This is a genomic window from Nocardioides jensenii JCM 1364 = NBRC 14755, from assembly GCF_001552535.1.
GTDB classification, from domain to species: Bacteria; Actinomycetota; Actinomycetes; order Propionibacteriales; family Nocardioidaceae; genus Nocardioides; species Nocardioides jensenii.
Genome location: NZ_BCRJ01000058.1, coordinates 59,918 through 77,321, shown reverse-complemented (window position 1 = coordinate 77,321; position 17,404 = coordinate 59,918). Strand labels below are relative to the sequence as shown.

Here is a 17,404-nt window from a genome sequence, read left to right as displayed (position 1 = left end):
GCCGCCCCTGCCGGCGCCTCACGCCGCCCGGCCCCACGTCGCAGGCCGGTCCGCCCGAAGCTGACCGGGCGCGGCACCGTGCTCGTGCTCGTGCTGGCGGTGCTGACCGTGTCGTTCGCGTCCTCGATGCGGGCCTACCTTCAGCAGCAGGACCACATCTCCGACCTGCACTCGCAGATCGACGAGACCAACCAGGACATCGGCCAGCTCGAGCGCGAGAAGCGGCGCTGGGACGACGACGCCTACGTCAAGGCCCAGGCCCGGGAGCGGCTGAACTACATCATGCCGGGCGAGACCGGCTTCAAGGTGCTCGACGAGAACGGCGAGCCCCTCGACTCCGCCGACCAGCTCACCGATGCCGGCGACCTCCCGAAGAAGAAGCCGCAGGCCTGGTGGGGAGCCGCCTGGAAGTCCGTGGAGGCGGCCGGCCACCCCGACCAGGGCAAGGCCGACACTCCTCCCGACCGGATCACCCCGACGCAATGATCGAACCCGCAGACGCCGCCGCGATCGCGGCCCAGCTCGGCCGGGAGCCGCGTTCCATCCACGAGATCGGCCACCGTTGCCCGTGCGGCAACCCCGACGTGGCGACCACCGAGCCGCGACTCGACAACGGCACCCCCTTCCCGACGACCTACTACCTCACCTGCCCACGCGCCGCGTCGCGGATCGGCACGCTCGAGGCCTCCGGGCTGATGAAGGAGATGCAGCAGCGTCTCGCCGACGACCCCGCTCTTGCCGAGCAGTACGCCGCCGCGCACGAGGCCTACCTTGCGGCCCGCACCGCCATCGCTGCCGAGACCGGCCAGAGCGTGCCCGAGATCGAGGGCATCTCGGCCGGCGGCATGCCGAACCGGGTCAAGTGCCTCCACGTGCTGGCCGGGCAGTCACTGGCCCAGGGCCCGGGGGTGAACCCGCTGGGTGACGAGGTGCTCGAGGTGCTCGGCGACTGGTGGAAGTCCGGCCCCTGCGTCTCGCCGTCCGACCACGGCTGACCTCGCCTGCTTCGTGCGGCCCGCCTGTGTGCTCCTCGGCCCCCTGGGGCGCCCGCCTACGATGGCGCCCGTGACGACCCCGGGCGAGCAGACCAGTGCCGAGACGAACACCGTGGCGGCGATCGACTGCGGCACGAACACGATCAAGCTGATGATCGCCGACCTGCCCGAGGTGCTCGTCCGCGAGACCCGCATGGTGCGCCTGGGCCAGGACGTCGATCGCACCGGCCGGCTGGCCGACGAGGCGCTGGCGCGCACGTTCGCGGCGATCGACGAGTACGCCGCCCTGATCGAGCAGCACCCGGTCACGAAGATCAGGTTCTGTGCGACCTCGGCCAGCCGGGACGCGTCCAACGCCGACGTGTTCGTGGCCGGGGTGCGTGAGCGACTCGGCATCGAACCCGAGGTGGTCGCGGGTCACGAGGAGGCCCGGCTCGCCTTCGACGGCGCCGTGCGCAACCTGCGCGACAAGCCGGCCGCCCCCGTGCTGGTGGTCGACATCGGTGGCGGGTCGACCGAGCTGATCCTCGGCTCTGCCGTCCCCGCGAGCGAGTTCAGCATGAACATCGGCTCGGTCCGCATGCACGAACGACACCTCCACTCCGACCCGCCGACGGCCGCCGAGATCGCCGCCGCCACGACCGACGTCGACGCCCACCTCGACCAATGCCCCGTCCCTGCAGGAGACGCGGCCACCGTCGTCGGCGTCGCGGGCACGATCATCACCATCGCGTCCGGCGTCCTGGACCTGCCGGCGTACGACCGTGACCGCACCGACCAGGCCGTGATCGCGGTGGCGGACGTGCACGCCTTCACGCAGCGGCTGCTGGCGATGACCGTCGAGGAGCGGCTCGCCCTGCCCTACATGCATCCGGGCCGGGCCGACGTGATCGGTGCCGGTGCGCTGATCCTCGACCGGGTGCTGCGCCGTACGTCGGTCGACTCGTTGGTGGTCTCCGAGTCCGACATCCTCGACGGCATCGCCTGGTCGCTGGCGTGAGGTGTCCTCGGTGAGGCGTCCGTGCCGACCCTGAAGGGTTTCACGCAGATGCTGGGCGAAACCCTTCAGCGTCGGAGTGTTCGCCCATGGCTACTGTGGTGACACACCTGTTCTCGTGGAGGAGTCGCCAGATGATGAAGTTGCTGAAGATCGCCGTCCTGATCGGTGTCGGGTACGTCCTGGGCGCCAAGGCCGGACGGGAGCGCTACGAGCAGATCGCACGCACCGCCGACAAGGTTCGACAGAGCTCGCCGGTGCAGGCCGGGGTGGCCAAGGCCGAGGAGACGGTCCGGGCGCAGGCCCCGGTGGTGAAGGAGAAGGCCGCTCACGTGGCCAGCGCGGCCGCGGAGAAGCTGCCCTTCGGTGGCTCCGAGGCGGGCGGTGCCCACCTCGCGCCCGAGGTCGGCTCCAACGGAACGGGCTCCTGACAGGCACATGCCTGAGCTGCTGCCGCACCCACTGACCGGGCAACCGTTCGCCTCGCCCGTGCCACCGGGCACCGGCTGGCCGGACGACCCGGCAGTGGCCGGCACGCCGGTCGCCCACGACGCGGACGACGTACGACGGCTGGCGGCGCGGGCGACCCTCGACGAGCTCGACGCGCGGGTCTCGGTCTGCAGCGCCTGCCCCCGCCTGGTCGCCTGGCGTGAGGACGTCGCCCACACCAAACGAGCCAGCTTCGCCGACCAGCCCTACTGGGGGCGCCCGATCGCCGGCTGGGGAGACCCAGAGGCGGCGATCCTCGTCGTGGGTCTGGCGCCCGCCGCGAACGGCGGCAACCGGACCGGTCGCATCTTCACAGGAGACCGCTCCGGCGACTGGCTCTTCGCGGCCATGCACCGGGTCGGGCTTGCCGCGCAGACCACCTCGGAGCATGCCGGCGACGGGCAGGCGTTGATCGACGCGCGCATGGTCGCGACCGTGCGCTGCGCCCCGCCGGACAACCGGCCGACCACCGAGGAGCGCAACACCTGCTCGCCCTGGATCGAGCGCGAGGTCACGCTCCTGGCTCCGTCGGTGCGGGTGGTGCTGGCCCTGGGCGGCTACGGGTGGGACGCCACCCTGCGTTCCTTCAAGGCGGCCGGGTACGACGTCCCGCGGCCGAAACCGAAGTTCGGCCATGGGGCGGAGACCACCATCGCCGACGACGTCACCCTGATCGGCTGCTTCCACCCCAGCCAGCAGAACACCTTCACCGGACGGCTGACCGAGGAGATGACCGACACCGTCCTGCGCCGGGCGATGGTGCTGGCACAATCTGGGGCGTGACCCTCCACGCCATCACCGTCCTCGGCCAGGACCGCCCGGGCATCATCGCCGAAGCCACCGCGATCCTCGGTGGGCTCGGGCTGAACCTCGAGGACTCCTCGATGACGCTGCTGCGTGGCCACTTCGCGATGACCCTGATCAGCGCCGGTGACGCCGACGCTGCCGAGGTCGAGGCCGCGCTGGCCCCGCTGTCGGCGAGCGGCGACCTCACCGTCTCGGTCGGGGATCTGCCCGAGGAGCGCGCCGTGGCCACCGATGGTTCCTCGTGGGTGCTCAGCGTGCACGGCGGCGACCGGCCTGGCATCGTCTCGTCGGTGGTCTCGCGGGTCGCCGAGGTCGGCGGCAACATCACCGACCTGACCACCCGGCTCTCCGGCGACCTCTACGTGCTGGTGGCCGAGGTGGACCTGCCTCGTGACGTCGACGTGGAGGGCCTGCGCACCACCCTGAGCGGCACCGCCGCCGAGCTCGGCGTGGGCGTGAGCCTGCACGAGGTCGAGGCCGACGACCTGTGAGCTCGTCCACACCGGGGGGTGACGCCGTCAACCCTGTCGTCGCGAGGTGGACCGAGACCGACCTCGGTGTCTCGGGCAACCTGCTCGAGGTGGTCACCGCACCGGCTCCGGTCCTCTCGAGTGTGGGTGCCGCCGTCGACCCGACCGACCCGGAGATCGTGCAGCTGGCCGCCGACCTGGTCGCCACGATGCGGGTCTCGCCGGGCTGCGTCGGGCTGGCCGCACCGCAGGTGGGGGAGTCGGTGAAGGTGTTCTGTGTCGACGTCTCCGAGCACCCGAAGACCCGCGGCCACCACGGCACCTTCGTGCTGTGCAACGCGGAGGTCGTCGAGTCCTCACGCAACGAGAGGGCTCGTGAGGGGTGCATGAGTGTCCCCGACCTCACCGGTGACGTGAAGCGGGCCACCCGGCTCGTCGTACGCGGCCAGCTGCCGGGCACCGGCGAGACCGTGACCCTGCAGGCGAACGCGTTCGAGGCGCGGGCGCTGCAGCACGAGATCGACCACTGCGAGGGGCTGCTGTTCCTCGACCGCGCCGCCGGCGCACACGCGATCCACGCCCGCAAGACCTATCTTTGAGCCCACGCCCCCGTAGCCCAATCGGCAGAGGCAGTCGCCTTAAAAGCGATCCAGTGTGGGTTCGAACCCCACCGGGGGTACCGATCCGGACGACTCGGTCGAGGTGTCACGGTGACCGAGGGGGGAACAACTGCTCGAGGCCGTTCGTTCTCAACCATGTACCCACCGCCTAGACTGAAGGTGCACGTGGGAGTCGTCAGAGCGACGGCCCCGACCGGCCTCCAAGGAGGAGACCACATGAAGAGCAACAACCCGGTGTTCAACCGATCGCCCGAGTTCAACGGGCAGGCCAACTCCTATGCGGGCTACGGCCAGTCGCAGACCATGACCGACCCGTCCCAGTGGGGAACCGGCACGCCGGGCCAGACCGGCTACGGACAGGGCCAGGTCGACCAGGGCCGCATGACGATCGACTCGGTCGTGCAGAAGACCGCGATGTCGCTCGGCCTGGTGATCGTCACCGCGCTCGCCACGTGGATCCTCACCCCTGACGTTGAAGGCGGGGCCGACCTCGGCCCGCTGATGGCCGCTGTCGGCATCGGCTCGCTGGGCGCCTTCGCGCTCTCGATGGTCAACTCCTTCAAGCGCAGCATCAGCCCGGCCCTCGTGCTCCTCTTCTGCGCCCTCGAGGGTGTCGCCCTCGGCGGCATCAGCAAGCTGTTCGACGCGCAGTTCGGTGATGGAGTGGTCAGCGGTGCCGTGATCGGCACGTTCGCGGCCTTCGCCGGCACGCTCGCGGCCTACAAGTTCTTCAACATCAAGGTCACCGCCAAGTTCCAGAAGTTCGTGATCGCGGCGGTCTTCGGCATGATCGGCCTCGGCCTGATGGAGCTCGTGCTCGGCATGTTCGGTGCCCAGATCGGCCTGTTCGGGGTCAGTAAGCTCGGCATGGTCACCGCCTTCGCCGGTCTGATCCTCGGTGTCTTCATGCTGATCATGGACTTCGACTTCGTGGAGAAGGGCGTCGCCGCCGGCCTCCCCGAGAAGGAGTCGTGGCGTGCCGCGTTCGCGATGACCGTGAGCCTGGTGTGGATCTACACCAACCTGCTGCGCATCCTGGCGTTCTTCAGCCAGGACTGATCACTCAGCACTGATCGACGTACGTCGCCACGCGGCGCGGACTGCCCTCGGGCGGGCCGCGCCGCTCGGCATTTCTGGGGTCTCAGCCCTCGAGCCAGGTGAGGACGGCGAGCACGCGACGGTTGTCGTCGGAGGCCTGGGGGAGGTCGAGCTTGGTGAAGATGCTGTTGATGTGCTTGCCGACCGCCTTCTCGGTGACGAACATGCGCGCCGCGATGGCGGCGTTCGACCGTCCTTCGGCCATCAGGGTCAGCGTCTCGCGCTCGCGCTCGGTGAGCCGCTCCAGCGGGTGGTCACGGGAGACGCCTCCCACCAGCTCAGCCACCACCTCGGGGTCGAGCACGGTGCCGCCGGCAATGACCTGCTCCAGCGAGGCCACGAAGTTGTCGACGTCGGACACCCGGTCCTTGAGCAGGTAGCCGACCGCACCCTCGCCGCTGGCCAGCAGCTCGCGGGCGTAGAGCTGTTCGACGTACTGGCTGAGCACCAGCACCGGAAACCCCGGCCGCGCCGCCCGGGCTGCGATGGCCGCGGCCAGGCCCTCGTTGGAGAACGACGGCGGCATGCGTACGTCGACCACCGCAGCGTCGATGTCCGGTGAGGTCAGGGCCTCGGTGAGCGCCGGGGCGTTGTCGACGGCGGCGACGATCTCGAAGCCGGTGGCCTGGAGAATCCGGGTCAGCCCAGCTCTCAGGAGGGCCTGGTCTTCGGCGAGGACGATCCGTGGGCGGTGGGGCACGGCAGCTCCATGGTCACGACGGTGGGTCCCCCGAGAGGGCTGGTCAGGTCCATGGTGCCGTCGAAGGCCAGCAACCGGCGCACCACACCGGCCAAGCCGGATCCGTCGCGGTTCGCGCCGCCGCGTCCGTCGTCACCCACGACCAACCGCAGCAACCTGCCGTCGTACGTCCCGGTCACCCAGGCCCGGGTGGCCCCGGCGTGCTTGACGACGTTCGTCAGGCACTCGGTGAGCGCGAAGTACGCCGCCGACTCGACCGGTGCGGGCAGTTCGCCGTCGATGTCCATCGCGAGAGTCACCGGCATCGGGATCGCCATCGCTATCGCCTCGATCGCGCCGGCCAGACCGCGGTCGGCGAGCACGGGCGGGTGGATGCCGCGCACCACCGAACGCAGGTCCTCGAGGGCGGAGACCGTTGTCTCACGCGCCTCCTTCAGCAACTCCGCGGCGGCGGCCGGATCGGTGGCGAGCAGCTTCTCGGCCAGCCCGACATTCATCCCGACCGCGGCGATGCGGGCCTGGGCGCCGTCGTGCAGGTCGCGCTCGATGCGGCGCACCTCGGCGGCGGAGTGATCGAGGGCCTCCGACCGGGACACCGCGACCTCCTCGACCCGACGCTCGAGCATCACGACGCGCGAGTGGCCCAGGATGCTGCGCTCGGCCAACGCCCGGGCCCGCACCAGGGCCGGGGTCACCAGCCACCAGACGATCACCATCGGGCCGGAGAGCAACAGCAGGACGGCCCACGCCCAGCCGGGATCGATCAGCAGACCGAGCAGGTGCACGACCGGTGCGGTGAGCAGCCCGATCGGCACCATCGAGAGCACGAACCCGCCGGTGGCGGAGAACCACAGGAAGGCGAAGTCTCGCCATCGGGCCGGATCACGCAACCACACCACCGCCCGGGTCAGTGGGTTCGTTCCCGCGGTGTCGGCGTACCCGCTGCCGATCTCCTCACCGAGCAGCCGGCCCGCGGCCCACCGGTGCAGGCGGGTCAGCTGCTCGGTGGCCGGGACGGCGAGGTGGGCCAGACCGATGCCGGCCACGACGAGCAGCAACGGCCAGGCCAGCAGGGTGAGAATCCCCAGCACCAGTGCGGGAATCGCCAGGAGTGCCTGCCCGAGGCTGACACCGGTCAACCTCAGCCGCTCGACGAACGCGTCGCGGTTCACCGGCGTGGGCCTGATCGACTCGATCCGCGGCAAGGGCAGGGGCATGGTCCCCGAGTCTGTCACTCCGCCGAGGCTCATCGGCCCAGGCCCGCCACGGCCAGGGGCTGCCCCGTCGTGCGTCGTACGGCGACCGTGGCCGAGGCCAGCGTGATGGCAATGGCGACGATCGCCAGCAGCGGCGGGAGCCACAGCTGTCCGTCGGGGACGAGGCCCTCGTCGCGGGCGATCGAGAACGGCACGATCGTGGCCAGCGCGGCGACGGACCCGACGACGACGCCGACCACCGCGACGATGGCGGCCTCGGCGACCACGGATCCTCGCACCTGCTCGGGAGTGGCGCCCAGCAGGCGCAGCCGGGCCAGCTCACCACGGCGGTGCGCGACGACGGCGCCGAACGCGTTGACGACCATGATCGCGGCGAACAGCGAGATCATGCCGACCACGACGTTGTTGAGCATGGTGATCGTGTCGGAGTCGGGGGTCGACTCGGCCAGCGTCCGGCCGTCGATGCCGACCGCCATCAGGGTGCCGGTGCTGGCCGCACTGAACACGATCACGGGGGCGAGCACGCCGGCCAGCAGTGGCGCCCGGCGCGAGGTGTTGTACGCCGCCAGATGGCCGGTGCTTCCCGCGCGTCCGACGAGCGGACGGACCAGTGTGGCCGCCCAGCGCAGCAACAAGGGAGCGATGCAGGCCAGGCCTGCCGCGACGAGGATCGAGCTGGATCCAGAGGTGGCCATCGCGTCGTAGGGATCGTCGGAGTGGGCGGTGACCGTGATCGTGACGACCGCCATCGTGATCCCGTAGCCGATCAGCAGGACGGCGACGAGCACGCGCCACCACCGCATCTTCTGGGTGCCGGAGTTGCCGTCGGTCAGGGCGATGGTGGCGGCGCCGCTGGTCGCCTTGCGTCCGGCGATCGTCGCCGAGACCAGGCTGGTGGCGAGCACGGCGAGCATCGTGATGCCCAAGGAGGTGAGGCCGCCGGCGTAGTCGACGGTGTCGGCGACCATGCCGCCCTCACGGATCATCGTGAAGAGCGCGCGTCCGCCCAACCAGGCGGCACCGGCTCCCAGGGCCGAGGCGACCAGCGCAACCACGAACGTCTCGATGCGGATCATCCGCCGGGCCTGGCGCGGCGAGGCGCCGATGGTGCGGAGCAGGGCGATCTCGACGTCGCGTTGGCGCACGGCGATGCCGAGCGTGGAGGCGAGGGAGAAGAGCACGATGATCGTGCCCCAGCTGCCGACCACGGCACCCATGATGAAGAGCGTGTCCTGGTCGACCTCGGCCATGTCGGTGAACGAGGTCTCGAGCAGGGTCGCGAACGACCCGATCAGCACGGTGCCGAAGAAGATCGAGGCGAACGTCGCGGTGAACGCCGTTCGGCGAGCGGCCAGCGAGCGCAGGGCCAGGCCGATCATGACGCCGCCCCCGCCATCACCAGGTCGTCGAGGTGGGCCATCTGGCTGGCCACCGCGTCGGCGGTCGGTCGGGCCATCCGGCCGGCAACCCCGCCGTCGACCAGGAAGATCACGGAGTCGGCGTACGACGCGGCGACGGGGTCGTGGGTGACCATGACGACGGTCTGGCCCAGCTCGTCAACACTGTGCCGCATCAGCTCGAGGATCTCGCGGGCACTGGTGGAGTCGAGCGCGCCGGTCGGTTCGTCGGCCAGCAGCACGGCCGGGCGGCCGACCAGGGCACGGGCGATCGCCACACGCTGCTGCTGGCCGCCGGAGAGCTGGCCGGGGAGGTGGCCGCGCCTCTCGGCGAGCCCGACCCGACCGAGCAGATCCCGCACGAGCTGCTTGTCGACTCGGCCGCCGGCCAACCGTCGGGGGAGAGCGACGTTCTGCTCCGCGGTCAGGTAGGGCATCAGGTGGAAGTCCTGGAAGACGATGCCGATGCGGTCACGGCGCAGCGTGGTGCGCTGCGACTCCGACCAGTCGGTGACGTCATCGCCACCGATCAGCACCCGGCCGCCGTCGGGGCGTTCGAGGCCGGCGGCGCAGTTGAGGAACGTGGACTTCCCGGAGCCGGAGGGGCCCATTACGGCGGTGAAGCTGCCGGTCGGGATGCTGAGGTCGATGCCGTCGAGGGCGCGGACCGGGTTGGCTGCGTCGCCGTACGAACGGGTGAGGGCGTGGACGGTGAGTGCTGGTGTGGAGGTCATGCCACCGACGCTATTTGCGCGAGGCCAGCGATTCGATGGGTGCACACCGCCAACACAGGTGGGGAAATCCCTACTTCTCCGGCCCGACTCCTCGGTGTGCGAACCTTTCAGGGAGTGCACCGTGGCCACGAGTGACCGGGAATCATGGACGGGGGAGGGCGCGATGAGGATCTGGCGGTACGCCGCGGCCGTGCTGGCGGTCTCTGGCACGCTGGCCCTGGGCGGATGTGGCACGGAATCATCCGGGACCGACGACACCACCGCGGAGGACACCATGAGCGAGTCGACTGATCCCTCGGACCCGGTCTCCGCGTCGGGGTCGGCATCGTCGTCCGCGCCAGGACAGCCGCAGGTCGCGCAGGACGCGGTGGCGGACCTGGCCGCCACGTTGGGCGTCGCCGACAGCGAGATCGACGTCGTTCGGGTCGAGCCGGTCACCTGGCGTGACGGGAGCATCGGCTGCGCGCAACCCGGCTCGATGTACACCCAGGCACTTGTCGAGGGCCAGCGTGTCGTCCTCGCAGCCGACGGTCAGGAGTACGAGTACCACGCCGGCGGGCCGCGCGGTGTCTTCCACTGCGAGAACCCGACCGAGTAGGCCCTGACTACTTCTCGCTGTGGGCAGCCTCGGCCTCGTGCGGTGCCTCGGTCGTCGTGCTCGGGTGACGACGGCGGTGCCGCAGCTCGACCCACAGACCGCGTACGCCGCGACGCGAGCCGGCCACCTCGGTGCCGTCCAGCTCGGTTCCGGGGGTGCGGGCGGCTTCGACTGCCGCGCGGGCGATCGGGAGGATGCCCTCGCCACGCAACGCCTCCGGACCGGCCTCGTGCTCCGGGACCAGGTCGAGCGCGGCCATCACCGACGGGAGGACGACCGCGGCCAGCGATGAGTAGCCGTCGGCCGAGGGGTGGAACTGGTCGGGTCCGAAGAGCAGGGCGGGGGCGGCCGCGAACTCCGGCCCGAGGATGGAGCCGAGCGACACGGTGCGACCGCCGGCCTCGACCACGGCGATCGCCTGGGCCGCGGCCAACCGCCGCGACCAGGTGCGGGCCACCTGCTTGAGCGGCGGGTTGATCGGCTTGATGGTGCCCAGGTCCGGACACGTGCCGACCACGACCGCGACGCCGGCGTTGCGAAGCCGTCGGACCGCCTCGGAGAGCAGCGCCACCGACTGGGAGGGCCGCACGGTGTGGGTGACGTCGTTGGCGCCGATGAAGATCACGGCGACATCCGGCTCGATCGGCAGGGCCTGCTCGACCTGGGCGGCAAGGTCCTTGGACTGAGCGCCGACGACGGCGAAGGAGCGGAGATAGACGCGTCGGTCGGCGCGCTCGGCCAGCCCGCTGGCCAGGTTGGCACCCGGGGTCTCGACAACGCGGGCGACGCCGTAGCCGGCCGCGCTGGAGTCGCCGATCAGCGCGACCTTCAGGGCCGGGCCGGGTCTCCCGCGGCCGTACCAGCCGGTCGCGTTCGGCGGATCCCCGTCGGCGTCGCCGATCGCCTTGCGGGCCAGGATCGCCTCGGCGCGCAGCACGCCGTACAGCCCGGCGCCCAACGCAGAGAGGCCCCCGCCGCCGTACATCGCGGCAGAGGCGAGCTTCTTGGCTGCCGCTGTCTTCCCCACGGGCCCCAGTCTACCGATCGGTAGTTGCCGGGCCGGACTGGTCGGCGGCTAGCCTGAGCCCGTGGACTACGTGAACTCACTCCTTGACCTCATCGGCAACACCCCGCTGCTGAGGCTCTCCCGCTCGCTGGACCTGGATCCGTCGACCGATGGGGGACCTCTCCTGCTGGCCAAGGTCGAATACCTCAACCCCGGCGGGTCGGTGAAGGACCGCATCGCGACGCGCATGATCGAGGCGGCCGAGGCCTCCGGCGAGCTGAAGCCCGGCGGCACGATCGTCGAGCCGACCTCGGGGAACACCGGTGTCGGGCTGGCGATGGTGGCGCAGGCGAAGGGCTACAAGTGCATCTTCGTGTGCCCCGACAAGGTCAGTGAGGACAAGCGCAACGTGCTCAAGGCGTACGGCGCCGAGGTGGTCGTCTGCCCGACCGCGGTCGCACCGGAGCACCCCGACTCCTACTACAACGTCTCCGACAAGCTGGCCTCCCAGCCGGGGGCGTGGAAGCCGGACCAGTACTCCAACCCGCACAACCCCCGCTCCCACTACGAGACCACCGGCCCGGAGATCTGGAAGCAGACCGAGGGCAGGATCACCCACTTCGTCGCGGGCGTCGGCACCGGCGGCACGATCAGCGGCATCGGCCGCTACTTGAAGGAGCAGAACCCGGCAGTGCAGGTGGTCGGCGCCGACCCGGCCGGCTCGGTCTACTCCGGCGGCTCCGGCCGCCCCTACCTGGTCGAGGGCGTGGGCGAGGACTTCTGGCCCGAGACCTACGACCGTGACATCGCCGACCGCATCATCGAAGTCTCCGACGCCGACTCCTTCGCCTTCACCCGGCGGCTGGCCCGTGAAGAGGCACTGCTGGTCGGCGGCTCGTCGGGCATGGCCGCGTTCGCCGCCAAGCAGCTGGCCGCCGAACTGGCTGCCGAGGGTCGCACCGACGCGGTGATCGTGGTCCTGCTGCCCGACTCCGGCCGCGGCTACCTGACCAAGGTGTTCAACGACGAGTGGCTCGGCCAGTACGGCTTCGCATCGGGCTCCGAGGACGCCGACCGTCGAACCGTCGGCGAGGTGCTGCGCGGCAAGTCCGGCCGGCTGCCCGACCTGGTGCACACCCACCCCAACGAGACCATCGCCGAGGCGGTGCACATCCTCCAGGAGTACGGCGTCTCGCAGATGCCCGTGGTGCGTGCCGAGCCGCCGATCGTGGCTGCCGAGGTGGCCGGGTCCGTCTCCGAGCGCACCCTGCTCGACGCGCTCTTCGCCGGCGACGCGAAGCTCACCGACACCGTCGAGCAGCACATGTCGCCCGCACTGCCGGCCATCGGCTCGACCGAGGCGGCCCGCGACTCGGTGGCGCTGCTCGAGCACGCCGACGCGTTGCTGGTCCAGGAGGACGGCAAGCCGGTCGGCGTGCTCACCCGCCAGGACCTGCTGGCGTTCCTCGCGAAGGCCTGAACCCACCGATCGGGTGGTGGGCCCGACCCGATCGGTGGAAAATTCCGCGTTCGTCCACGGTGCGATCGTGCGCGTGGTCTCCTTGCGCACGGACGTATCGATCTGTCGGGGGAGTCATGATGAAGCACGGTGTCGTGCGCGCGGTCGTCGCGTTCGCCGTTGTCCTGTCGGCGCTGGCGATGGGCACCCCCGCCCGGGCCGACGACGAGCCCAGCGACCCGCTCCGGGTGATGCTGGTCGGCGACTCCATCACCCACAGCAACTCCGGGATGTACTCCTGGCGCTACCGGCTCTGGCAGGAGTTCCGTCGCCAGCAGGTGCCGGTCGACTTCGTCGGGCCCTTCCGGCACGTCTACGACGGTGCCGGTGAGGTGTCCGGGCACTATCTGGACCCGGCCTTCGACCGTGACCACGCGGCCTGGAACGGTGCCTTCGTCAACCGGCCCGAGTCCGACCATGCCACGCGAATCAGTCAGCAGGCCCGGATCGCCGGGTGGTTGCGGGTGTACGAGCCCGACGTGCTCGTCGTGCACCTGGGCCGGAACGACCTGAAGGCCGGCGACTCGGCGGACAAGGTGGCCGCGGAGACGAAGCGGTACGTCGAGACCGTTCACGAGGTGGCGCCCGCGACGCGGATCATCCTCAACGACGTCCTGAAGCGACTCGGGATGACGGGCGACCGGACCGGCGTGCGCCTGAACGCGCTCAACCGGGCCCAGTTCGCCGACGACCCCCTGGTCACCTTCGCCCGGACCCAGTCGGGTGCCGGTCTGGCGTTCGACCCGGCCAGGCACACGGTCGACGGCACGCACCCCAACGCCACGGGCGAGACGCTGATCGCGCACCGTGTGGCCCAGGCGTTCCACAGGATCGGGGTGCTGCCCGAACAGCCGATGGTCTACCGAGTGGTCAGGTGGAACCCGCGGGCGCGGATCAACGTGAGAGCGCTGGGGCACCAGATCCGGGTGGCCTGGGACCCGACCCGGTTCCGCTACAACGCCCAGCTGGTGCTCCGGATGCCCAACGGTGCGACCAAGGTGTGGGGCACCTTCAACGGACGTCGCCGGCACACCTCCACCACGCCCGGGCTGCGCAACGGCACCTACCAGGTGTGGCTGGTTCCGTTCAAGGGTCGACTCAGTCGCGGGGTGCGCACCCCGGTGGTGAAGGTGCGGCTGGGCGGCTGAGTCCGAGCCGAAGCGGGTGAGAACCCTCTCAGGTTCGTCTCATGACCGGCTCACCGCCCGCCTCGAGGATCAGGGCAATTCAACTCCTCGACGAAAGGCCTTCCCATGAAGCGCATGCTCGCTCTTGCCGCCCTCCCGATCACCTTGGCTACCACCTTCGTGGGCATCTCGGCACCGGCCGCGCAGGCCGGCGACGACCGGGTCTGCCGTGGTGCGATCGGTGCCCGCTACATCGACGGCAACGTGATCGTCCCGAGGGGTGCCACCTGCTCGCTGAACGGCACCCGTGTCGACGGCGACGTGAAGGTCTACCGCAACGCTCGGCTCGTGGCCAGCGGAGTGAAGGTCGGCGGCAACATCCAGGCCGGTCACGCCAAGCGCGTGGTCGTGCGGGTGCGTTCCGGCGTCCCGTCACGAGTCGACGGCAACATCCAGCTCAAGGCCGGCACGAACGGCGGCGTCATCGCGCGGGCACGAGTCAACGGTGACATCCAGCTGTTCTCCAACCGCGGACGGTTCACCGTGCGGGGCAACGTCGTCGACGGCAACCTGCAGTGCAAGTCCAACAAGCCGCGCCCTGTCGGTGGCAACAACCGGGTCGAGGGCAACAAGGAGAACCAGTGCCGAGGCCTGTGAGGCCCGGTCGCTGAGTCGCTCAGAACGTGCCGGTTGCCGTGCCGTGGAACGGACAGGTGACCGACTTCGTCCAGACCGGGCTGGTCCAGTTGGACAGCTCGGTCTGGATCGACAGGGTCCAGGTGGTCGCCCCGACGTCCACGCCGACCATCGCAGAGGACACCGCGCCGGACGTGGTGGTCGAGCTCGTCGACCCCTGCACGGTGCTGCCACTGCTGACCCTGAAGCGGTACGACGTACGGCCCGGACCGTTGTCGGTGAACGAGCCGATGGTGAACGTGATGCCCTCGGTCAAGAACCCGATCCGGCAGGTGTAGCTGCCGGTCGCGCCGGTCGGCGCGACCATCGTGGCGGTGCCGACGGCGAGTCCGCGTGAGGACGTGGCGCTGAACTTGGCCTGTGCCATCGCGGCCACCGAGAGCAGGCACGCGACCAGGGCCAGCACAGTGGCGCCGCGTCGGATCAGGTCGCTTCGGGTCATCGGTCCAAGTGTCTGTGAGGGGGTGTGAGTCCAGTCTGGTCGAACAGGTTCAAGGGCACCGGGTGCGTGGCTCAAGGTTTCCTCAAGTCGGTGGCATGATCGGGGCATGGAGCGCACTGCGTTGGTGATCGAGGACGACGAGGACATCCGTGGGCTGATCGAGCACACCTTGTCCAGTCAGGGCCTGATCGTCGCCACGGCCGCTGACGGCCCGTCCGGTGTCGACCGGGTGCGCGAGCTCGACCCCGACCTGGTCACGCTCGACCTGGGGCTGCCCGGCTTCGACGGGATCGAGGCCTGTCGCCGGATCCGCGAGTTCAGCGACGCCTACATCGTGATGATCACCGCCCGGGAGGACGAGATCGACCGGTTGATCGGTCTCGAGACCGGTGCCGACGACTTCCTGGTCAAGCCGTTCAGTCCCCGTGAGCTGAAGGCGCGGGTCAACGCGCTCTTCAGGCGGCCGCGCCGCACGAGTCCGTCCGGCCCGACCAGCCCGGCGCCAGCCGAGGCACATGAGGTTCTGCACCACGGGGCGGTCAAGGTCGACGTCGACGCCCGCCAGGTGTGGGTCGGCGACGAGGAGCGCGACCTGACCCGCATCGAGTTCGACCTGCTGGCCGAGCTGGTCCGCAGGCCGGCCCGGGTGTGGAGCCGGGAGACGCTGCTGCGCACGGTGTGGGGCAACGAGTGGGCCGGTGACACCCATCTGGTGGAGGTCCACGTCGGCAACCTGCGCAGGAAGCTCGGCGAGACCCAGGGCAGGCGCCTCATCCGGACCGTGCGCGGAGTCGGCTACCGCATGGAGCCGGCGGGCTGAGCCCGGGATCACGCGGCCAGGCAGGCGGTGAGGTCGGCGCGACTGCGGTCGGCCAGGTCCGGGATCCGGGACACCACGGTGTCGGCCAGGGCCCAGTCCTCGTCGCGCACGGCTGCCTCGATGAGGGCCGCAGCATCAGCCAGGTCGCAGGCCCCGACGGTGACCGAGGAGACCTTCAGGCTGAGCACGGCGTCCAGGGCGTCCGAGACCTCGCGGGAGCTCACCGTGACGTCCACCCGCTCGACTCGTCGGGGTAGCAGGTCGCTCCACTGGCCGGCGAAGACGAGGGCATACTCGTCGTCGAGCTCCTCCGACAGACTGGCCAGCGCATCGGCGTACGCCGCCCGGCGGGGCTCTGGGCTCTCCTCGGTGGGAACGTGTGCGTCGGTGGGAACGTGTGCGTCGTCCTCGTCGTCTCGGCTCCAGATCATGCTGAGGCCGACCAGGAGCATCAGGCCGAGCGCGGCCCAGAAGATCTTCCCCTGCACGAACGGGGTGCGCAGGGCGCGGATGCCGTTGCCGATCCAGGGCACGACGGTCTTCATCTCCCAGACCGTGTCGCCGTCGAGCGTGGCCGTCCACGGATCCGGAGCCTCGTTCGCGTCGCCCTGGGTGCGAACGGCGACGGTGCCGTTCTCGTTGTGGATCACCTCGACCACCCGGTGCGTCTCGACCCGGTGGTCCTCGACCGGGATGTGGTAGCTGATCACGTCACCGACCTCGACCTCGGAGGCCGGCTGCGGGACGGAGAGGACCACGTCGCCGGGCGTGATGCCCGGATCCATGCTGCCGGTCAGCATCGTGGCCGTCCGGTAGCCGAAGACGTGCGGGCCCAGGGCGATCAACCCGAAGACCGCCAGGCACCCGACCAGGACCACGGTGAGCGCGAAGCCGGCCAGCCGGGCGAGTGCGGTGCGCAGTCGCTGGAAGGTCATGGTCGTCTCCTGGTCGTCGTGGTCCGGTCGGGTGCTGAGGGGGCTGGTCAGGGGTGGATCACCCGGGTCAGCGGGCCTCGCCGGCGCGCTGGGTGGCGGTGAACTCGAAGTTCACCGCGTTGCTCAGGGTCTGGTAGGTGTTGTCGGCGGCCAGCGGGAGCGACAGCTGGATCCGCAGGTTGGAGACCTTGGCGGCGCCGTTCAGGTCGGTGAGGGCCTGCGGCAGCGCGACGTTGGTCTGCAGGGCCGAGCCGGCTGCGAGGACCGAGGTCGTGGTGCCGGTGCAGGTCAGGTCGTTCGTCGTGGCAGCCTTCGTCCACGGCGACGAGCAGGCGTCGATCTGCAGCTTGAGGCCGTCCGCGCCGGTCTTGAGCAGGTTGTCGGTGGTCATCGTGGTCTTCAGGGTCAGGGCACCGAACGCCTCGGAGGTGGCTGAGCGGGTCAGCTGGACGGCGCGCTGGGCGGTGTCGGCGGGCACCATGTTGGTGACCGCGACGTCGAGCCCGCGGGTGGCCTGGTTCGACATGTCGAGCTTGACGGTGCCGGAGCCGACGTTGGTGCTGGCCGCGGTGCTGGAGGTGAACGAGCCGTAGGTGCCGAGCCCGGCAACTCCGGCGGCCGCGACCACGAGGGCGGCGGAGGCGAGGAGCTTGACGGAGTTCTTGCGGCCGGACTTGTTGCTGCGCATGGTGTGTTCCTTCTGGAAGGACCAGCCCCGCTGGTCGTTTTCTTGACAA

21 protein-coding genes and 1 tRNA gene are annotated in these 17,404 nt (G+C 70.3%); 14 read left to right on the top strand and 8 right to left on the bottom strand.

All coding sequences use genetic code 11. The features are described 5' to 3' along the window. The 9 genes from NJ4_RS13485 to NJ4_RS13445 all read left to right on the top strand — a co-directional run. A partial coding sequence (locus NJ4_RS13485) for an FtsB family cell division protein (RefSeq protein ID WP_157551125.1) occupies positions 1-486 on the top strand: 486 nt, incomplete at its 5' end. Beyond that, positions 483-995: a DUF501 domain-containing protein gene (locus NJ4_RS13480; protein WP_067435844.1), complete on the top strand. Its 513-nt coding sequence runs from the start codon at positions 483-485 to the stop codon at positions 993-995. The genes NJ4_RS13485 and NJ4_RS13480, both read left to right, overlap by 4 nt. 70 nt (positions 996-1,065) lie before the next feature. After that, positions 1,066-1,995: a Ppx/GppA phosphatase family protein gene (locus tag NJ4_RS13475; RefSeq protein WP_281178316.1), complete on the top strand. Its 930-nt coding sequence runs from the start codon at positions 1,066-1,068 to the stop codon at positions 1,993-1,995. A 131-nt stretch (positions 1,996-2,126) separates the two neighbouring features. Beyond that, the gene (locus NJ4_RS13470) at positions 2,127-2,423 is read left to right on the top strand and encodes a hypothetical protein (protein WP_067435838.1); all 297 of its coding nucleotides are present in this window, start codon (positions 2,127-2,129) and stop codon (positions 2,421-2,423) included. A gap of 7 nt (positions 2,424-2,430) precedes the next feature. Further along, the gene (locus NJ4_RS13465; protein ID WP_067435835.1) at positions 2,431-3,264 is read left to right on the top strand and encodes a uracil-DNA glycosylase; all 834 of its coding nucleotides are present in this window, start codon (positions 2,431-2,433) and stop codon (positions 3,262-3,264) included. Further along, positions 3,261-3,779: a glycine cleavage system protein R gene (locus NJ4_RS13460; RefSeq protein WP_067435832.1), complete on the top strand. Its 519-nt coding sequence runs from the start codon at positions 3,261-3,263 to the stop codon at positions 3,777-3,779. Before NJ4_RS13465 ends, NJ4_RS13460 begins: the two co-directional genes overlap by 4 nt. Further along, positions 3,776-4,357, top strand: a complete 582-nt coding sequence (gene def, locus NJ4_RS13455) for a peptide deformylase (protein WP_067435828.1) — start codon at positions 3,776-3,778, stop codon at positions 4,355-4,357. The genes NJ4_RS13460 and def overlap by 4 nt, the downstream gene beginning before the upstream one ends. A 6-nt stretch (positions 4,358-4,363) precedes the next feature. Continuing rightward, positions 4,364-4,437 (top strand) — tRNA-Leu (locus tag NJ4_RS13450). Positions 4,438-4,594: 157 nt separating this feature from the next. Continuing rightward, on the top strand, positions 4,595-5,437 hold the full coding sequence (locus NJ4_RS13445; RefSeq protein ID WP_067435827.1) for a Bax inhibitor-1/YccA family protein: 843 nt from the start codon (positions 4,595-4,597) through the stop codon (positions 5,435-5,437). Positions 5,438-5,519: 82 nt separating this feature from the next. On the opposite strand, the gene NJ4_RS13440 is transcribed toward NJ4_RS13445, so the two are convergent. The 4 genes from NJ4_RS13440 to NJ4_RS13425 are packed head-to-tail and all read right to left on the bottom strand — an operon-like array spanning position 5,520 to position 9,524. Further along, positions 5,520-6,176, bottom strand: a complete 657-nt coding sequence (locus tag NJ4_RS13440) for a response regulator (RefSeq protein ID WP_067435825.1) — start codon at positions 6,174-6,176, stop codon at positions 5,520-5,522. After that, positions 6,128-7,393: a sensor histidine kinase gene (locus NJ4_RS13435; protein ID WP_157551124.1), complete on the bottom strand. Its 1,266-nt coding sequence runs from the start codon at positions 7,391-7,393 to the stop codon at positions 6,128-6,130. The genes NJ4_RS13440 and NJ4_RS13435 overlap by 49 nt, the downstream gene beginning before the upstream one ends. Positions 7,394-7,422: 29 nt before the next feature. Beyond that, entirely contained in the window at positions 7,423-8,772 is a 1,350-nt protein-coding gene (locus NJ4_RS13430) for an FtsX-like permease family protein (protein ID WP_067435822.1), read from the bottom strand. Continuing rightward, complete coding sequence (locus tag NJ4_RS13425; RefSeq protein WP_067435818.1) at positions 8,769-9,524, bottom strand: ABC transporter ATP-binding protein; 756 nt, start codon at positions 9,522-9,524, stop codon at positions 8,769-8,771. The genes NJ4_RS13430 and NJ4_RS13425 overlap by 4 nt, the downstream gene beginning before the upstream one ends. A gap of 163 nt (positions 9,525-9,687) precedes the next feature. On the opposite strand from NJ4_RS13425, the gene NJ4_RS13420 reads away from it, so the two are divergent. Beyond that, positions 9,688-10,122, top strand: a complete 435-nt coding sequence (locus NJ4_RS13420) for a hypothetical protein (RefSeq protein ID WP_067435814.1) — start codon at positions 9,688-9,690, stop codon at positions 10,120-10,122. 7 nt (positions 10,123-10,129) lie between these two features. Here NJ4_RS13420 and NJ4_RS13415 read toward each other — a convergent pair whose 3' ends face one another. Next, positions 10,130-11,149: an SGNH/GDSL hydrolase family protein gene (locus tag NJ4_RS13415; RefSeq protein WP_067435812.1), complete on the bottom strand. Its 1,020-nt coding sequence runs from the start codon at positions 11,147-11,149 to the stop codon at positions 10,130-10,132. 61 nt (positions 11,150-11,210) lie between these two features. Between NJ4_RS13415 and NJ4_RS13410 the strand changes: the two genes are divergently transcribed. The 3 genes from NJ4_RS13410 to NJ4_RS13400 all read left to right on the top strand — a co-directional run bounded on the left by NJ4_RS13410 (position 11,211) and on the right by NJ4_RS13400 (position 14,431). After that, entirely contained in the window at positions 11,211-12,608 is a 1,398-nt protein-coding gene (locus tag NJ4_RS13410) for a cystathionine beta-synthase (RefSeq protein ID WP_067435809.1), read from the top strand. A gap of 116 nt (positions 12,609-12,724) precedes the next feature. Further along, entirely contained in the window at positions 12,725-13,795 is a 1,071-nt protein-coding gene (locus NJ4_RS13405; RefSeq protein ID WP_067435806.1) for an SGNH/GDSL hydrolase family protein, read from the top strand. A gap of 105 nt (positions 13,796-13,900) precedes the next feature. Next, entirely contained in the window at positions 13,901-14,431 is a 531-nt protein-coding gene (locus tag NJ4_RS13400) for a hypothetical protein (RefSeq protein ID WP_067435803.1), read from the top strand. A 19-nt stretch (positions 14,432-14,450) separates the two neighbouring features. Here the strand turns inward: NJ4_RS13400 and NJ4_RS13395 are convergent, their stop codons facing one another. Further along, positions 14,451-14,912: a hypothetical protein gene (locus tag NJ4_RS13395; protein WP_067435800.1), complete on the bottom strand. Its 462-nt coding sequence runs from the start codon at positions 14,910-14,912 to the stop codon at positions 14,451-14,453. Between the two features lie 106 nt (positions 14,913-15,018). On the opposite strand from NJ4_RS13395, the gene NJ4_RS13390 reads away from it, so the two are divergent. Beyond that, on the top strand, positions 15,019-15,732 hold the full coding sequence (locus NJ4_RS13390; protein ID WP_157551123.1) for a response regulator transcription factor: 714 nt from the start codon (positions 15,019-15,021) through the stop codon (positions 15,730-15,732). An 8-nt stretch (positions 15,733-15,740) separates the two neighbouring features. Here the strand turns inward: NJ4_RS13390 and NJ4_RS25200 are convergent, their stop codons facing one another. Both NJ4_RS25200 and NJ4_RS13380 read right to left on the bottom strand, forming a co-directional pair. Then, positions 15,741-16,667 carry a signal peptidase I gene (locus NJ4_RS25200; protein ID WP_082748546.1) on the bottom strand — a complete coding sequence of 309 codons (927 nt, stop codon included), beginning with the start codon at positions 16,665-16,667 and terminating at the stop codon, positions 15,741-15,743. 67 nt (positions 16,668-16,734) lie between these two features. Continuing rightward, positions 16,735-17,355, bottom strand: a complete 621-nt coding sequence (locus NJ4_RS13380; RefSeq protein ID WP_067435798.1) for a TasA family protein — start codon at positions 17,353-17,355, stop codon at positions 16,735-16,737. Positions 17,356-17,404: the final 49 nt, after the last annotated feature.